Genomic DNA, 16920 nt, shown 5'->3' on the forward strand with positions numbered 1-16920 from the left:
ACATGCGCCGGCGCGACGGATGCGCGCGACCCCCGTGCGGCTCCTAGAACAGGGTGATATCCGGGCCCGCCACGAAGTGGTGGCCGTCGTCCACACCCGGATCGGGCAGCAACGGGGTGGACAGCCCGGCGGCCATGAGGGTCAGTGCCGTGTGATCGGGCTCGTATACCGGGTGCGCGAAATCGGCCGGATCGCCGAGGTCGGCGGCGATCGGGTGCGCGGGCGGCTTCATCGGGGTGACCGGTGCGGGCATGGTCGGCGCGGGCACGTGCGGCTGCTGAGTCGGGATCGGCGCCGGGGAGTTCGCGGTAGGGATATCGATATCAGGGGTCGGCGGGACCGTCGGGGCGGAATGGGTCACCGTCGGCACTGAAACGGTCGGGACGTCCACAGTCGGGTCGTCGATGTCCGGCTGGGTGGTGTGTGTGTTCGGGACCGAGTTGCCGCCGTTGACGGTGCTCGGGGTGGTGCCGCCGTTGTGACCGGTGCTGGTTCCGCCACCGGTGCCGGTGCTCGGAATCGTCACATCGTCGTCGTCCGGAATCGTCGGCGTCGCGGTGTGGGTCGGCGCGTGCGTGGTGGGAGCCTGTGTGGTCGGCGCGTGGGTCACGGTCGGGATCTTCGTCGTCCCCGTGGCATCCGTGTCCGGAACAGTGGTGTGGCCGGGCTTGGTGCTGCCCGTATCGGGGGTCTTGGTCGGATGCCCGGTGGTGTTGTCGCCGGGGATCGGCACTGTCTTGGTGACAGTGGTCGGCGTATTCGTCAGCGGCGTCGTGGTCGAAGGCGAATCGTCGACCACGACCGGATGCTTCGCCGGAACAGGCCTCGGCTCGAATAGCGCGGGCACCGTCGCGGCGGGCGCGGTCAGCGGCGACGGACCCGCCGGGGCGACGAGGACGTTGGCGACGGGGGTGCTCGCCACATCCGGCTGAATCGTGGTCTGCAGCGGGGTGGCCGCAACCGGCGCTGCCACCGCAGCGGGCGCTACGACCGGTGGGGCCACCGCCGCCGGCGCGACGGCCGCGACCGGAGCGGGCAGCGGCGCCGCGAACGGCTGCACGGGCTGCACCGCGACGGGCTGCACGGCCGAGTACTGCGGGACGGACCCACCCACGGGCTGGGTGCCGACCGGGTTGACCGTGCCGTTCGTGCTGGCATTGTCGAGGCCGGAACGTCCAGCGGCGCCGGGGGTTTGGCCGAGCCAATCGGAGTACCTGTCGATATTGTCGCCGACCCGGCCCGCGCCGACCTCTACCTTCAGCGCGCCCTCGACCTCGACCTTGGACTGTGTGGCGAGGTACACCCCGTTCGGGCCCGCACTGAAGTCCACTTGGAGTTCGGTGTGCACGCTGAAACCGGCTTCGGCATTGATGAATACGCCGAAAGCATCCGGGCTGCCGACACCGTGGTACATGTCGGCACCGTGGAATGCGTCGCCACCATGGAGCGCGTCGTTGCCATGGAACGCGTCGTTGCCATGGAACAGCTCACCACTGCCCCCGGTCGCACCGCTGTGAAACATGTTGCCGCCGTAGAACGGAACATTGCTCGCGACCACATCACCGTCGTCGGAGCTTTCGGCATCGCTGCTCACCGACTCGCTGATGGCCGTCCCCGACGTCGGAACACGGGGCAGGGTAAAGGGATTCGAACCCGGAGCGAGGAAGCCGTTCGGGCTGGGGAGATTCGGGCTGGGGAGGTTGAAGCCGTGGCCGCCCTGACCGAGGTCGAGTCCGGGCACGTTACCCAAGCCGGGCACGTGTCCGGTACCCAGATCGAGGCCGGACTGCGGTGAGTCGCTGTGCAGATCGAGGCCGGACCGTTCGCTCTCGGTTCCGAGCGCGAGGCCGGGCTGATAGCTGCCGTACCCGGTGTTCTGCCATGGTTGCGGTGAATGCTGCTGCGGCACAGGCCCGATGTACACACCCGAATTGGGCACATTGGGGATGGTGAAGGGCGCGTTGACGCTCACATCGCGCGGGGTCGGCGTCGACGAATGCAGTGGTGCGGGCGGTGTCGAATTCGGGTCCGGATCCGGGAAGGTGACCACCGGGCTCGGCGCATCCGCATCTGGGTCGCGGGTGTAGGCCGAAGTCCAGCTGTCGAGCCGTTGCCCGCCGGGATGTACGGGTGCGGTACCGCCATTGGCGGCGACCAGCGCGCCGCCGGTCACATACGCGCCCGCCCTCGCTACCCGCGCGACGCCGGTGGCAACGCGATAGGCGGTGTCGCCCGCACGGTCGTCAGCGTCTGTGGCATCGCTGTCGAAGGGCAGGTCACTCGTCATGCAAGCTCCACTCTCAGGTTTCCAGCATCCTCACCACGCCGGGCAGACCGAGTGAAGATCACCTAACGATATTCCGGAAAACCCAACTGTCACATTCTGCAGGTCCGCAGAGCATACGACTGTGACGAGCAACATAACCTTGCCATTGGATAAACCAGAACGGAAGCCCTGTTTCTGCGGGCATCCGAATCGGGGCCGGTATCGCCATCGGACCTGCTCGAGCGCTCCGGGCCCGCGCCACGCGGCGGCCCTGAAACCGTGTCGACGAGACTAACTCGTCGGCGGCCACGCGTACAGCCCGAAGTTCGATGCGCCGCAAGAGATTTCTAATAATTGCTCAAGAGATGGTGAAGTTCGGCTCCCTAGCGTCGGTCTCGCCGGGACGAACCCGGCACCGACGCGAAGGAGATCGCATCATGATCGCAACCCTCGGACGCGGCCGAGCCCGCATTGTCACCGTCGCCACGGGAACCGCATTCGTCGCCACTGCGGCCGCGCTGGTCGCGGGAGCCGCCTCGGCCCAGCCACCGCTGCCGGGCGACGGGGACGTGACGGTGACATGCGTGGTGCAGGGCCCCGGCGAACCCCACGTGGTGATCATCGAGCGGCAGGGTCGGATGCCCGGCGCTCCGGCCGCACCGCTGCCACCGGACCTCGCGCTGCCGGGCTGCCCGGATATCGATCCGTCCGGACCGGTCATCGTGGCGCCTGGCCGGCCCGGCGGACCCGTTGGGCCCGGCGTCTTGCACGTCCAGCCCGCACGTCCGGCGCCGACCGGCAGTAGCGGCAGCTGACCGAGGTCCGGCTCTATGGTGGCCCCATGACCGGACAACGCATCTTGGTCGTTGACGACGAGGTTCGAGTTCTCGCGTCGCTGCGGCGCGGGCTCGAACTCTCGGACTTCGAAGTGGTCACCGCGGGAGACGGCGCCGAGGCGCTGTCGATGCTCCGCAGCGCCGAACCGGACGCCATGGTGCTCGATGTGAATATGCCGAATCTCGATGGGGCGGGTGTGGTTACGGCATTGCGGGCGATGGGCAACGACATTCCGATCTGCGTGCTGAGCGCCCGCACCGCGGTCAGCGATCGCATCGCGGCCCTGGAGCGCGGCGCCGACGATTACCTGACCAAGCCTTTCGACCTCGGCGAACTCGTCGCCCGGCTGCATGCGTTGCTGCGCCGTCGGCCCGCGCTGATCCGGCCGTCCGGCGATGACCAACGCCAGGTCGGACAGGTGCGCATCGATCGGGCCGGACATCGGGTTTTCGCGAGCGGACACCAGGTGGAACTGACCAAACGGGAATTCGAGGTGCTCGCACTGCTCGCCGAGAACATCGGGATCGTGCTCAGTCGCGAGCAGATCCTTTCCGCGGTATGGGGTTACGACTTCAGCACAGACACCAATGTGGTGGATGTGTTCGTCTCCTACCTGCGGCGGAAGTTGGAGGCGCACGGTGCGCCACGGGTGATCCATACCGTGCGCGGCGTGGGTTTCGTACTGCGGGAGGAAGCGTGAGTCAGCGTCAGCGAGTGCCCCGAGGCAGAGCGCTCTCCGGCACACAGCGTCGGCGAGGCGGAGTCGTGAATGAGCTTCAGCGATCGAACCCGATGACACGGCGCACCCACGCCCACGACGGAATCGAGCGCCGACGAGGCGCAGTCATGAGCAAGGCAGCATCGCTATGTGGAGCCGAGTGAGGGTGCCGAAGATGTCGTTGTCGTTGCGTGCCCGGGTGGCGCTGGTGTCGGGCGTTGTCGCCGCGCTGGTGGCGGTCACGCTCGGCATCGCCTATACCGCCCTGCTCGACGCCACCGGATCTCGACAGTTCGACGAGACGGTATCGACGATGGGCGTCGCGGTCGTACAGCGGTTCGATGTGCCACCGCACGTGGCGATTCCGCCACTTCCAGCGCCGCCACCACTTCCTGCGCTGCCGCCACTGCCGGGGCCGGCGGTATCCGGACCGGTGCTCGTCGGCCCCGGTGATGTCCGCACCACCGTGGCCGGTGCGCCCGGTCTAGTGGTCCGGCTCGATCCCGATCGCGCACTGGTTGATTCGGCCATCCATCGCAGCCAGCTGATCGGCATCGCGATCGGCATCGCGGGTGTGCTGCTCGCCGCGCTGCTCGGCTGGTTCCTGGCCGGTTACGCCGCGCGGCCACTGCGCAGACTCGCCACCGCGACGCACGGCATCGATACCCTGGAGCAGCTCCCTCCGCTGAGCGGTCGCGGAGCCCGTGAAGCGGAAGAACTTTCCGATGCCATCAGCCGCATGCTCGCCCGACTCGAGGCGGCGCACGGTGCCACCAATCGCGCACTCGCCAGTGCCAGGGACTTCGCTGCGGTCTGCGCACATGAGCTGCGCACACCGCTCACCGCGATGCGCACCGATCTGGAAGTCCTGGCCACCAAAGAATTACGCGCTGAACAGCAGCGCGCGGTACTCGCCGATGTCCTGCTCGCCGAGCGCCAGATCGAGAACACCCTGACCGATCTCGAGCAACTCGCCGTCGGCGAGCTCACCGAGTCCGATGCCTTCGAACCCTTCGAACTCTGCGAAATCCTCGACCGCGCAGTACAAGACGCGCGCCGCCGACACCCCGACGTCAGCATCGCTCTCACCGCATGCACCCCGACAACGCTGACCGGCCTACCCGGCGGCGTCATGCTGATCGTCACCAACGCAGTCGCCAACGCCGTACAACACGGTCGTGCGCGCGCCATCACAGTCGCCGCCCGAGACTGCGATCCGCGCCCCGCTGATGCGATCCCAGCCGATCTGAACGTGGCTGGCCCGAGGCCTGACAATCCGAGCACGGCAGGTACAAGCCGTATCCACGCGAACTCTGCCGATCCAAGCGTGGCAGGCTCAGCCCCTGCCGATCCGAGCACCGCCGAGATGAGCCCCGCTGACGCAAAGCCCGCCGGTGCGACTGTGAGTGATCCAAGCCCCGCCAATCCGAGCACGGCCGGTACAAGCCGTATCCGCATGAACTCTGCCGATCCAAGCGTGGCCGGCTCAGACCCTGCCGATCCGAACCCTGCCGGAATGAGCCCCGTCGACGCGAATCCGGCCGATCCGAAAACCTCGGGTCAGCACGCCGACGTACGCCCAACCATTCTAAATACCTTCCGCCACAACGCTGCCGAGGCAACCGCCGGCGTCGAGATCATCATCGACGACGACGGCACCGGCATCCCGGAAACCCTGCGCGCGAACGCCTTCGACCGCTTCGTCAAAGGTCACGGCTCTACTGGCTCCGGCCTGGGCCTCGCTCTTGTCCGCCAACAAGCCGAACTGCACTCCGGCACAGCCGAACTCGACCAGAGCCCGCTCGGCGGCGTCCGCCTGCGCGTGCGAATCGCCACACGAGATTCCTGAACTCAGTGAATCCAGTCCCTTAGCGGCGCGGTATCGAGTGTGACACCCACCGGTTCCGGCAATGTCACTTCGAGGCCGATCGCATACCGGTGCACGTCCAGGTATCGGCCGTTGTCCGGCTTGCTGTACACCACTACCTCGGCTGAATCCGGGTCGATGAGCAGATAGATCGGAATACCGGTCTCGGCGAAGGCCGCTGGCTTATCCACACGGTCGCGTTGGTTGGTATCCGAGTCCCACGACGTGACCTCAACGGCCATCAGCGCGGCGTGAGCGGACCCCCACTCTCCTTGCCCCAAGAAAGCGTCGATCGGTGCCAATACAGCGTCTGGGCGTGCTCGCCCTTTGCGGTAGGCACCTACCTCCAAGCCCTGCCCCGCAATATGCAGAAACAAACGCGGACTCAGCGGCATAAGGACGAGAAGCAGCCAGTGCAAAATCCGGTTGTGCTCAGCATCGGGCACAGGCTTGACCCCCAGTCGTCCGCCGATCAGTTCGACACGCACACCCTCGGTCTCGCGTTCGACCGCACGGGCGATCGCCTCGAACTCGGATGTGAGGATTGGATCCTCATGCACTGCTGTCACCGCCCCCCTCCCCGGTTTCTGCCGACCCGACAACGAATCCTGCCTCATAGTCGTCACCTATGAGGCATTATCTCCCAGTTTTCTGATCGACGCCGAGTGCCTGACTCCTATTTCTGGCCCTTGGGTTTGTCGGAAGCGGCGTCGGAGGACAGGGCGGCTACGAAGGCTTCCTGGGGGACGTCCACGCGACCGATGGTCTTCATGCGCTTCTTGCCCTCCTTCTGCTTCTCGAGCAGTTTGCGCTTACGGCTGATGTCACCGCCGTAGCACTTGGCGAGCACGTCCTTGCGGATGGCGCGAATGTTCTCGCGGGCAATGATTTTCGAGCCGATGGCGGCCTGGATGGGCACCTCGAACTGCTGGCGTGGAATGAGTTCGCGCAGTTTGGTGGTCATCTTGTGGCCGTATGCCTGGGCGGCGTCGCGGTGCACGATCGCGCTGAACGCGTCCACCGCCTCGCCCTGCAGCAGAATATCCACCTTGACCAGCGCCGACTCCTGCACACCCGACTCCTCGTAGTCGAGGCTGGCGTAACCGCGGGTGCGCGACTTCAGCGAATCGAAGAAGTCGAAGATGATCTCGGCCATCGGCATGGTGTAGCGCAGTTCGACTCGGGTCTCGGACAGATAGTCCATGCCGCCGAGCTCACCGCGCCGCGCCTGGCACAGCTCCATGATCGAGCCGATGAATTCACTCGGCGAGATGATCGTGCACTTGACCACCGGCTCGTACACATGCCGGACCTTGCCCTCGGGCCAGTACGACGGATTGGTGACGACGTGCTCGGCTCCGTCCTCCATCTCCACCTTGTAGACCACGTTCGGCGCGGTCGAGATCAGGTCCAGATCGAATTCGCGCTGCAGGCGCTCGCGGGTGATCTCCATATGCAGCAGGCCGAGGAAGCCACAGCGGAATCCGAAGCCGAGCGCCACCGAGGTCTCCGGCTCATAGGTCAGTGCGGCGTCGTTGAGCTGGAGCTTGTCGAGCGCGTCGCGCAAATCCGGATAGTCCGAGCCGTCGACCGGGTAGAGGCCGGAGTACACCATCGGGCGCGGCTCGCGATAGCCGGTGAGCGGTTCGCTCGCACCGCCGCGCGCGGAGGTCACGGTATCGCCGACCTTCGACTGGCGCACATCCTTCACGCCGGTGATCAGATAACCGACCTCGCCGACGCCGAGGCCCTGGGTGGGCTTGGGCTCCGGGGAAACGATGCCGACCTCGAGCAACTCGTGTGTCGCACCGGTGGACATCATCTTGATCTTCTCGCGCGGAATGATCTTGCCGTCCACCACGCGAACGTAGGTGACCACGCCGCGATAGGTGTCGTAGACCGAGTCGAAGATCATGGCGCGCGCGGGCGCGTCCGGATCGCCGACCGGAGCGGGCACCTGCTTGATGACCTCGTTCAGCAGCTCCGTGACCCCGACACCGGTCTTACCGGAGACCCGCAGCACATCATCGGGTTCGCAGCCGACGATATGCGCGATCTCGGCGGCGTAGCGGTCCGGATCGGCGGCGGGCAGGTCGATCTTGTTCAGCACCGGGATGATCGTCAGATCCTTTTCCAGCGCCAGGTACAGATTCGCCAGCGTCTGCGCCTCGATGCCCTGCGCCGCGTCGACCAGCAGCACCGCGCCCTCGCACGCCTCGAGCGCGCGCGACACCTCGTAGGTGAAGTCGACATGGCCGGGCGTATCGATCAGGTGCAGCACATAGTCGGTGCCGTCGACCTGCCAGGGCAGCCGCACATTCTGTGCCTTGATGGTGATGCCGCGCTCGCGCTCGATGTCCATCCGGTCCAGGTATTGGGCGCGCATCGCCCGCTCCTCGACCACACCGGTGAGCTGCAGCATGCGGTCGGCCAGCGTCGACTTGCCGTGGTCGATGTGCGCGATGATGCAGAAGTTCCGGATCCGGGCGGGATCGGTGAACGTCGTGTCGGCGAAGCTGGCGGGCACTCCACTCCTCATGGGTATCGGCAAACTGCCATCCATCGTCCCATGCGCGAGGTAGCGGCACTGTCAGCGGTTCACCGTTCCGCGTTCTGTACCACTTTTCAGCCGCGGTAGCCGGTGCCAGGAATGCGGACCGTGTAGTCGGCGCACAGGTAGGTCTCGGGTACCTGCTCGGTCACCGGGACCTCGAAATAGTCGTCCTTGGTGCGGACCGCGAGGTACTGATCCTTGGCATCGCGATGACACCACATACCGGTGAGGCCGTGGCCGTACGGCGAGTAGTCGGAGAACAGGCAGGTAATGCAGGAGAGCAGGCGAATGCCGTCCGGGAACTGTTGTCCGAGCCGGAACAGCGCGTCCTCGAAGTATCGGTCGGTGCCCTGGTAGGTCAGCCCGTCGATCTCGATGGCGAGTTCGAGCGACTCCCCCGCCCCACCGGGCGGCAGGGTCAGCCGGAAGTGGATCACACCGGGTCGGCGCTGGTCGTGCACCTGCACCGAGCAGGGCAGTTCGCCGGAGAATGCGCAGCCCGAGAGGACATCCCACTGGTCGACGGGCAGTCCGACCCGAAGTGCGGCGCCCTTGTCATAGGGGCCGAGCGCGTCGAAGTCCGGGCCCGCCACCGGAACGCCACGGATCACCGTCCGGATATCGAACCGGTTCGCACCCCAGTGCCGCGATGGCCCGAGCCGCCACATGATGCGCTCGGTGCCGTGATCGTCGGTGTAGGTTCCCGGAAAAACCTGCGGCTGCACAGCTGGATCCTTCTTCCACGACGAATTGCCCGACTCTAACGGAGAGTTCGCCGTATTTTCGGCGGGTGGAGAAATTGGTTTTCGTCCTGCGCCGATCCGATGCCGAGGCGACCGAGTCGTGGTGCGAATCGCTGCGCACCACCGTGGCCGCGCGACTGGTCGATCTCGGGGTTGCGGGTGTCACCGTCTATGTCCGTGATGCGGCGGTCCAGGCCGCGCTGATGCGAATGGTGACGCTCGACCCGCCGATCGCCGCGGCGGTCACGGTCTGGGTCGAGCAGAGCTACGGTCCAGCGGCCACGGCCGCGGCGGAAGTCCTCGCCGAATTCGCGACCGCGGCACACGGCTACCTGGTCACCGAGTCGGTGCCGCTGCGGCTCGACGATTCGGTCCCGACCCGCACCGAGGGCTTCGGCAACCTCGCCTTCCTGCGTCGGCCCGCCGAACTCACGCAGGCGGATTGGCTGAGTGACTGGCAGGGACGACACACCACCGTGGCCATCGAGACGCAGTCGACGTTCGGCTACACGCAGAACGTAGTGGTCCGGGCGATCACCCCGGACGCGCCCGTCATCGATGCCATTGTCGAGGAACAGTTTCCGGCCGCGGCGCTCACCGACCCGCTGGTCTGGTACGGCGCGCGCGACGCGGCCGAGTTCCAGGATCGGGTGCGCCGCATGCTCGACTCGGTCGCGCGGATCGGTGCCGATCGCGACCTCGATACCGTCTCCGCCAGCAGATATCCAGTGCTGCAACCGTTTTCGACACGGACAACGCAGCGGACCGGCGCCTGATGCGCGAACTCGCCCTACCGGGCGGTAGGCAGTGCTGATGAGAACGCGAGATCGCGCCGTTACCATCCAAGGATGGCCCGAACTTGGAACACGATCGGCAAGCAGCTAGGCCTCATCGCGAAGGAGCAGGGTCCCAAGATCGTCAAGCAGCAGGGACCGAAGCTGGTGGACAAGCTGCAGCGCTCATCGCTGCTCGAGCGCGCGGTCGGGTCGCTGGCGACACGTAAGGCGCCCGCGGTCGCGATCCGGCCGACCGCCTCGACCCCGGTACCGACCACCGAGCGGGCCAGGCAGATCGTGTACTGCCCGCAGCTGGACGGTCGGGCCGATCCGGGCGAGATCGTGTGGACCTGGGTGCCCTATGAGGAGGATCCGAACAACGGTAAGGACCGCCCGGTGCTCGTCGTCGGGCGCGACCGCCGGACCCTGCTCGGCCTGATGCTGTCGTCGAATCCGGAGCGCGCGCACGACCGCGACTGGGTCGGAATCGGCAGCGGCAGTTGGGATCACGAGGGCAGGCCGAGCTGGGTCCGCCTCGATCGAGTACTCGACGTCCCGGAGGACGGCATCCGTCGCGAAGGCGCGATCCTCGCCCGCAAGACCTTCGACCTGGTCGCCCACCGCTTGTGCGCCGAATACGCCTGGCACTGACCGGGAATCGGGCGACTCCCGCGGCACTCGCTTGTCGGCCTAAAGGCGCAGAGAGGCGGTCAAGACACCATCTCGCGGGAACGTCCGTAGAGCAGGCCGTAGACCAGCGCGCCGAGTACGCCACCGACGAGCGGGAACACCACGAAGACCCAGACCTGGGGTCCCGCGCCGTTCTGGTAGAAGGCGACGGCGAGGCTGCGGGCCGGATTCACCGAGGTGTTGTCCACCGGGATCGAGATCAGGTGGATGACCGCGAGCGTGACGCCGATCGACAGGCCGGCCAGCGGAATATCGGAGATCTGGTCGGTGGAGGCCAGCACCACGAATACCAATAGCGCGGTCAACATGACCTCGATGATGATCGTCGCCGACAGGCCGTATCCGTTCTCGATCACCACCTGTCCGAGCGGACCGCGCACGGCGGAGGGACTGTGCTTACCCCAGCCGTTCGCCCCGAGCCCGTTGACCGAGCGATCGTAGGAGGGGAGATTCTTCGCGATCGCGAACAGCACGATTCCAGCCAGGAATCCACCGATCAGCTGCGCGATCCAATAGCCGGCCGCGGAGATCACCGAAAGCCTGCCGAGCAGCAACTGCCCGAGGGTCACGGCCGGATTCACATGGCAGCCGGAGATCGGCCCGATCGCGTAGACCAGGAACAGCAGAGACAGGCCGAAGGCCAGTGCCACGCCCAGCGGCCCGACGCGCTCACCGGCCAGTACCGCGGTGCCGACACCGCTCATGACCAGAACGAACGTGCCCAGCGCCTCGGCGGCCCACTTCTTGGCCTCCGGCGTCGGCTCCAGTTCGGTGACTTCCTCGACGACTTCCTGAGCAGTGGGAGACATACGCGCCACCTTCCGAGAGGGTCTTCCCCGTGTGCACGGGGTCTGCCTGGGACCTGCTACGAAAATCACGGCTGATGCGGAAAACGACGTTACGCGAGACCGGTGAGCACTACAACGACTATGAGATGCCCGCGACGACTGATTTCGCGAGCACATGGGCAGCTCCAGGAAAGCGGGCCGAACTACACCGGTGGGAGGTAGGCCACCTGAATCATCTCGTTGCCGCCTCGGGTCACGAGTGTGCCGCGCCCCGCGGGCAGCTTCGTCGACCGGATATCGCCGATGATCTTGCCCTCGTCCTTGGGAGCGCTCATCATCAGCGCGTCGACGGACAGATCCTTCATTCCGCCGAGCACCTTGTCGTACAATGCGCGCGAGGCGCCGCCGGAGCGACGGGCCACGATCAGATGCATTCCGACATCGCGCGCCTGCGGCAGGAATTCCAGCAGCGGCGCCAGCGGATTCTCCGCCGTGGCGACCATGTCGTAGTCGTCGACGACGATGTAGATCTCCGGCCCGCTCCACCAGCTGCGCTCGCGCAGCTCCTTCGGGGTGATATCCGAGCCGGGAATCCGTTTGGACAGATAGCCCGCGACCTCTTTGATCATGCCGACCGAGGTCTGCGACGATGTCGAATATCCGGCCAGCTGCTCCCCTTCGATGACCCCGAGCATGGTGCGCCGGTAATCGATGAGGATGACCCGCGCCTGCTCGGCATTCGCATTCTCGACCACCCCCATGACGATATTGCGCAGCATCGTCGTCTTCCCGCATTCGACATCGGCGAACACCATGAGATGCGGCTGCGCGCCGAAATCCAGGACCACCGGCTGCAATTCGGATTCGTCGATTCCGACGACAACGCGGGTCGGCCCGAGCTCGATGCGCTGACGACGGGCGGTTTCCATTACCTGTTCGCGCGGAATCTCCATCGGGAGCATGCGCACCTGCGGGGCCCGCCTGCTGCCGTAGAGCTCATTCAACTGCCGTTTGGCCGCGCCCACCCCCTCCGAGAGCGTTTGCGCGTCGGAGTCGGAATCCAGCCGAGGCAGCGCGATCAGCATATGCAGGCTGTCGGGTGTCAGTCCGCGGCCCGGACGGCCCACCGGGACGAGTACGGCTGTGCGTCGGTCCATTTCGGAATCACTCGGATCACCGAGTCGCAATTCGAGGCGAGTACCGATGAGATCCCTGACGACAGGCCGGATCTCGGCCCAGCGGCCGGCGGCGAGCATGAGATGGATGCCGTAGGACAAACCGCGAGCGGCCAGTGTATTGAAAGCCGGTTCGAGTATGTCGAATTCGTCCCGGATGGTCGCCCACCCGTCCACCACGAGGAACACATCGCCGAACAGATCCTCCGACAGTGGATCGGCCGCACGTTCGGCCTCCGGGAGCTGGGCGAGATAGGCCTTGCGCTTGCGGAATTCGGCGATCGACTCGATGCCGAGCGCGCGGAAACGCTCCTCACGCTGATGCAGAAGCGTATTCATCTCGGCGATGGTGCGCCGGACCCGATCGACCTCCAACCGGCCGGCCACCGAACCGACATGTGGCACATCGGCGAGACCGGACAGCGTGCCACCGCCGAAGTCCAGGCAGTAGAACTGGATCTGTTCGGGGGTGTGGGTGGCCGCGGCCGCCATGATGACGGTGCGCAGCGCGGTGGATTTGCCCGACTGCGGTCCGCCGACCACGGCCAGATTGCCCTGTGCACCGGCCAAATCGATCATCAGTACGTCACGACGCTGCTCGTAGGGCTTGTCGATGACACCGATCGGCATCCAGAGCTGACCGTGCCGGTTGACCGGCGACTTCCAATCCGGATCGGGGAGCAACATATCCACCGAGGGCGATTCGTCCAGCGGCGGCAGCCACACCTCGTGCGCCGGCCGTCCGTGCCCATTCAGGCGTGCGACAACTACCTGAAGCAGGGTCGCCGGGACACCGCCCTCCCCCTGCCCGCCGATCGGCTCCGCCAGCTCCGCATCGACGGCACCGGGCGGGGGTGGCAGGGCCGGAAGCCCGCGCGGCCCGGCACTTTCCCGGTGGGCCGGCTGCTCGGGTGCCTCGACCTCCGATGCGGTGAAGATCAATGGCACCTGTCCGCCGATTTCCCGACCGCCGACCTGCTGGCCACCCTGCGGCGAGACATACGGTCCCGAGACGTAGGCCGCGTTGAAACGCAGCGGATCGTCCGCGTCACTCTTGAGATAGGCCGAACCGGGCACGCTGGGCAGGTGGTAGGCATCGGTGATACCGAGCACCGCGCGGGACTCGTTGGCCGAGAAGGTACGAAGACCGATGCGGTAGGACAGGTGACTGTCCAGTCCGCGCATCTTGTTCTCCTCGAGCCGCTGCGAGGCGAGCAGCAGATGCACCCGCAGCGAGCGCCCGAGGCGGCCGATCATCACGAACAGATCGGCGAAATCCGGCTTCTGCGACAGCAATTCGGAGAACTCGTCGACTACGACGAACAGCGCGGGCAACGGATCGAGCTGAGCGCCCGCGACGCGCGCCTTCTCGTATTCGGTGACATTGGCGAAATTTCCCGCCGAGCGCAGCAGTTCCTGACGGCGGTTCATCTCGCCGGACAGCGCGTCCTTCATGCGGTCGACCATCGAGAGTTCGTCCTCGAGGTTGGTGATGACCGCGGCGACATGTGGCAGCGAGTCCAGGCCGAGAAAGGTCGCACCACCCTTGAAGTCGACCAGGACCAGATTCAGTAGATCCGGAGAATGCGAGGTCACCAGCGACAGCACCAGGGTGCGCAGGAACTCCGACTTACCGGAACCGGTTGCGCCGATGCACAATCCGTGCGGTCCCATACCGTTCTCGGCGGACTCCTTGATATCGAGTTCGACCGGGGTGCCGTCCGGGGTTACCCCGATCGGCACCCGCAGGCGCTCGCGGTCGCTGCGCGAACGCCACACCAACGCCGGATTGATCTGCGCGGCATCGGGAATCTTCAACAGCGACATCAAACCCGCCACCGCGCGGGTTTCGTCGCCGAGACTCATGATCTGCGCCGCGGTCGCGATCCGGTAGCGAGACAGAGCTCGGGCCAGGGCGGCAGCCTCGGGCACCGTGACGGTATCCGCTGTGGCGAATTTCTCGATACCCGCGGCCGATTTGGCGGCCACCATGCCATCACCGACGACCAGTTGCAGTCCGCGGCGCACGGCGAGCCCGGTTTGTGGCGCGGTGAGGTCGAGCACGGTGAGCGAGTCCAGGCCCGAGTCACTGACGATACGTTCGCGACCGCTGACGAATCCGTCGTCGATGATGACCAGCAGATGGATGCGTCCCGCCGTCGGCTGCGCATTGCGCATGAAACGGCCGCGTTCGATCAGTTCGGCGGACATGGCGGTTTCGAGTTCGGCCAGCGACTGGTACATCATGCGCCGCGAGCCGAGTCCGTCCCGGTCGATCGGATGTTGCAGGTGCGGTAGCCATTTGGCCCAGGACCAGGCCTCACTGTCGGGGTCGGCGCAGATGATCGCCACCGCGGTGTGATCGGGACCGTGTGTGGTGGCGAACTCCATCAGCATCGACCGGACCAGCATTCTGGCCTCGTCGGTATCACCTTCGATATTGATCGCGGGGAAGGCGCGCAGCGAGATCGCGGTGGGCAGGTTGTGCACCACCGAGTGGGTACGGACGAACCGGCGCAACGCCACGGTCGATACCGGTTCCAGATCCTCGAGCGGACCGGTCTCGGGACGGGCGAGTTTGGTCGCGAGCCGGTGGCTGCCGGAACCGACGCGCACATGCCCGAAGTCCGGGTCACTGGGCCGGCGTTCCCACATCCGGCGGGTTCCGGCGATCGATTGCAGATCCGCCGGCTCCGGATGACTCCAGACCAGCGCGGCCAGCTGGGACTTACCGGTCTCCCGCACATCCGCGCGCACCTGGGCGAGGTAGCGGAAATAGTCCTTGCGCTCCTCGTTGAGTTCGGCGGCCTTCTTCGTCCCGCCGCCACCCCGGAAACCCGCCACCATGCCGACCATCGACATGAGCATCATCATCGGGAACATCATCATGAACGGATTTGCCAGCAGGTTGCGGCCCATCATGACCATCATCGCGATCATGCCGACCACCGCGACCACCATGACCACCGGCATGAGCTTCATCAGCAGCCCGGCCGGCACCGGCCGCGGGATCTCCGGCGGTGCCGACAGTGCGACCTCACCACCCGGCGGGCGAGGCGCCGCGATACGCGGGCGGCGCACAAATCCTTCGGTAACCATGTCCTACAGTCCTTCTCGGTCTTCTCCCGCCGGATCGACACGATTGCGTCGTCCACGGAACGGAATCGACAGCGCGAAGCCGATGGCGAGCAGCGTCAGCAGAACCAGCGTCCCGATGATCGCGACCCGGCCGGGCACCGGATCGACATACGGCGGTGGCGCCGGTGCCGGCAGCGCTCGCGCCGCATCGGCGGCGATCGGCTGTGCGGGCAGTTGTGCGGTGAGCGCGGCGAGCGGGTCGATCAGCCCGGCGCCGAGCCGGTCATCTCGGCCCGGGCCGGGTTGCATCGCCGTGCGGGTGATCCGATCCATCACCTGCTGGGCCGACAGCTGCGGGAATCTGGCCCGCACCAATGCCGCCAGCCCGGAAACGTACGCGCTGGAAAAGCTTGTGCCGTTGATCGATCCGGTGCCCTCGCTGGTCTGCACGGAGTCGACCACACCGGCCGCACCCGGTTTGCTGTCGAGCGAAACGATCCCCCGGCCGGGTGCGGCGACACCGACCCAGGGGCCGTGGATGGAGAAGTCCGACGGCTTCCCATCGGGGTCCACCGAGGCGACCGACAGTACATAGGGGGTGAACCAGGCCGGGCTCACCACGGTCTTCACCGCACCCCAGCCGGTGCCGTCGTTCTGCGCGGCGCATGCCCCGCCCTGCTGGATATTGCCGGCGGCGGTCACCACCACCACATTGCGGTCGTAGGCGTATTTCACCGCGGCGCCGAGTGCCGCATCGGCGGGACCAGATCCACCTGCGGCACAGGCGACTTCGGAAATATTGAGCACGGTCGCGCCCATATCGACCGCGCGGACGACGGATGCGGCCAGGGTCATCACATTGCCGTAACCGGCCGAGGCGATCTTGCCCGGTTCGTCGCCGCGACCTCGATCCTTTGCTTCGAAGGCCAGGCTCAACTGCCGGATCGCGAGGATCTCCGCATCCGGTGCGACCCCGGCGAATCCGTCCTCCGGGCTGGGTTGAGCGGCGATCAGGCCGGCCACCAGGGTGCCGTGGCCGTCGCAGTCGTCGGTGCCATCCGAATTCGACACGAAGTCCCCGCCCGGCTGCACGGCACGCAGGCGTGGGTGGCGCCGCACGCCGGTGTCGATCACTGCGACCTTCTGGCCGGCACCGCGGCTGAACTGCCAGGCGGCGGGCAGGTCGAGCAGCCGCTGTGGTTGCGGCGGATCACGCGGTGGGGTGCCGGCGAGTTTTGGTTCGGCGCAGACCGAGCGCTGTTCGGTGGCCTCGGGTGGTCCGCCCCCACTGGCGGCTATCGCCGCACCGAGCGCACCGCCATCGATGACGGGCGGCCCGGCGGCGAAGGCCGGAGCGGGAAACCCGATCGTGGCGAGAGCGAGCAGCAGTATCGCTCCGGCCAGCCTCAGTACAACTCGCATGCGGGA

The 16920-nt window shown here is 66.4% G+C and carries 12 protein-coding genes; 5 read left to right on the forward strand and 7 right to left on the reverse strand.

Features of this window, described 5'->3' with window-relative positions; all coding sequences use genetic code 11:
- Nucleotides 1-43 precede the first annotated feature (43 nt).
- Nucleotides 44-2287 carry a hypothetical protein gene (locus ACQPYR_RS34590; RefSeq protein ID WP_433623075.1) on the reverse strand — a complete coding sequence of 748 codons (2244 nt, stop codon included), beginning with the start codon at nucleotides 2285-2287 and terminating at the stop codon, nucleotides 44-46.
- 416 nt (nucleotides 2288-2703) lie between these two features.
- Between ACQPYR_RS34590 and ACQPYR_RS34595 the strand changes: the two genes are divergently transcribed.
- The 3 genes from ACQPYR_RS34595 (at nucleotide 2704) to ACQPYR_RS34605 (ending at nucleotide 5670) form a co-directional block, all read left to right on the forward strand.
- Entirely contained in the window at nucleotides 2704-3081 is a 378-nt protein-coding gene (locus ACQPYR_RS34595; RefSeq protein WP_433623077.1) for a hypothetical protein, read from the forward strand.
- 26 nt (nucleotides 3082-3107) lie between these two features.
- A complete protein-coding gene (locus ACQPYR_RS34600) occupies nucleotides 3108-3803 on the forward strand; it encodes a response regulator transcription factor (protein ID WP_433623079.1) in 696 nt (231 codons plus the stop codon).
- A 178-nt stretch (nucleotides 3804-3981) separates the two neighbouring features.
- Nucleotides 3982-5670 (forward strand): ATP-binding protein, encoded by a 1689-nt coding sequence (locus tag ACQPYR_RS34605; protein ID WP_433623081.1) that lies wholly within the window; start codon nucleotides 3982-3984, stop codon nucleotides 5668-5670.
- Nucleotides 5671-5672: 2 nt separating this feature from the next.
- Here the strand turns inward: ACQPYR_RS34605 and ACQPYR_RS34610 are convergent, their stop codons facing one another.
- The 3 genes from ACQPYR_RS34610 to ACQPYR_RS34620 all read right to left on the reverse strand — a co-directional run bounded on the left by ACQPYR_RS34610 (nucleotide 5673) and on the right by ACQPYR_RS34620 (nucleotide 8967).
- On the reverse strand, nucleotides 5673-6257 hold the full coding sequence (locus ACQPYR_RS34610; RefSeq protein ID WP_433623083.1) for a Uma2 family endonuclease: 585 nt from the start codon (nucleotides 6255-6257) through the stop codon (nucleotides 5673-5675).
- A gap of 107 nt (nucleotides 6258-6364) precedes the next feature.
- Complete coding sequence (gene lepA / locus ACQPYR_RS34615) at nucleotides 6365-8251, reverse strand: translation elongation factor 4 (protein ID WP_433623085.1); 1887 nt, start codon at nucleotides 8249-8251, stop codon at nucleotides 6365-6367.
- A 62-nt stretch (nucleotides 8252-8313) separates the two neighbouring features.
- Nucleotides 8314-8967, reverse strand: coding sequence for a DUF6304 family protein (locus tag ACQPYR_RS34620; RefSeq protein ID WP_433623087.1), 654 nt, complete (start codon nucleotides 8965-8967; stop codon nucleotides 8314-8316).
- Nucleotides 8968-9032: 65 nt separating this feature from the next.
- Here ACQPYR_RS34620 and ACQPYR_RS34625 point away from each other — a divergent pair, with 65 nt between their 5' ends.
- Both ACQPYR_RS34625 and ACQPYR_RS34630 read left to right on the forward strand, forming a co-directional pair.
- Nucleotides 9033-9761, forward strand: coding sequence for a hypothetical protein (locus tag ACQPYR_RS34625; protein WP_433623089.1), 729 nt, complete (start codon nucleotides 9033-9035; stop codon nucleotides 9759-9761).
- Between the two features lie 72 nt (nucleotides 9762-9833).
- Nucleotides 9834-10412 carry a type II toxin-antitoxin system PemK/MazF family toxin gene (locus ACQPYR_RS34630; RefSeq protein WP_433623091.1) on the forward strand — a complete coding sequence of 193 codons (579 nt, stop codon included), beginning with the start codon at nucleotides 9834-9836 and terminating at the stop codon, nucleotides 10410-10412.
- A 59-nt stretch (nucleotides 10413-10471) separates the two neighbouring features.
- Here the strand turns inward: ACQPYR_RS34630 and ACQPYR_RS34635 are convergent, their stop codons facing one another.
- From ACQPYR_RS34635 to mycP, 3 genes are all read right to left on the reverse strand, one after another.
- Nucleotides 10472-11260: an aquaporin gene (locus ACQPYR_RS34635; RefSeq protein WP_433623093.1), complete on the reverse strand. Its 789-nt coding sequence runs from the start codon at nucleotides 11258-11260 to the stop codon at nucleotides 10472-10474.
- A 182-nt stretch (nucleotides 11261-11442) separates the two neighbouring features.
- A complete protein-coding gene (eccCa, locus tag ACQPYR_RS34640) occupies nucleotides 11443-15513 on the reverse strand; it encodes a type VII secretion protein EccCa (RefSeq protein ID WP_433623095.1) in 4071 nt (1356 codons plus the stop codon).
- 3 nt (nucleotides 15514-15516) lie between these two features.
- Nucleotides 15517-16914: a type VII secretion-associated serine protease mycosin gene (gene mycP, locus ACQPYR_RS34645; RefSeq protein WP_433623097.1), complete on the reverse strand. Its 1398-nt coding sequence runs from the start codon at nucleotides 16912-16914 to the stop codon at nucleotides 15517-15519.
- Nucleotides 16915-16920: the final 6 nt, after the last annotated feature.

It is taken from the genome of Nocardia sp. CA-120079, from assembly GCF_050955745.1.
Taxonomy (GTDB): Bacteria; Actinomycetota; Actinomycetes; order Mycobacteriales; family Mycobacteriaceae; genus Nocardia.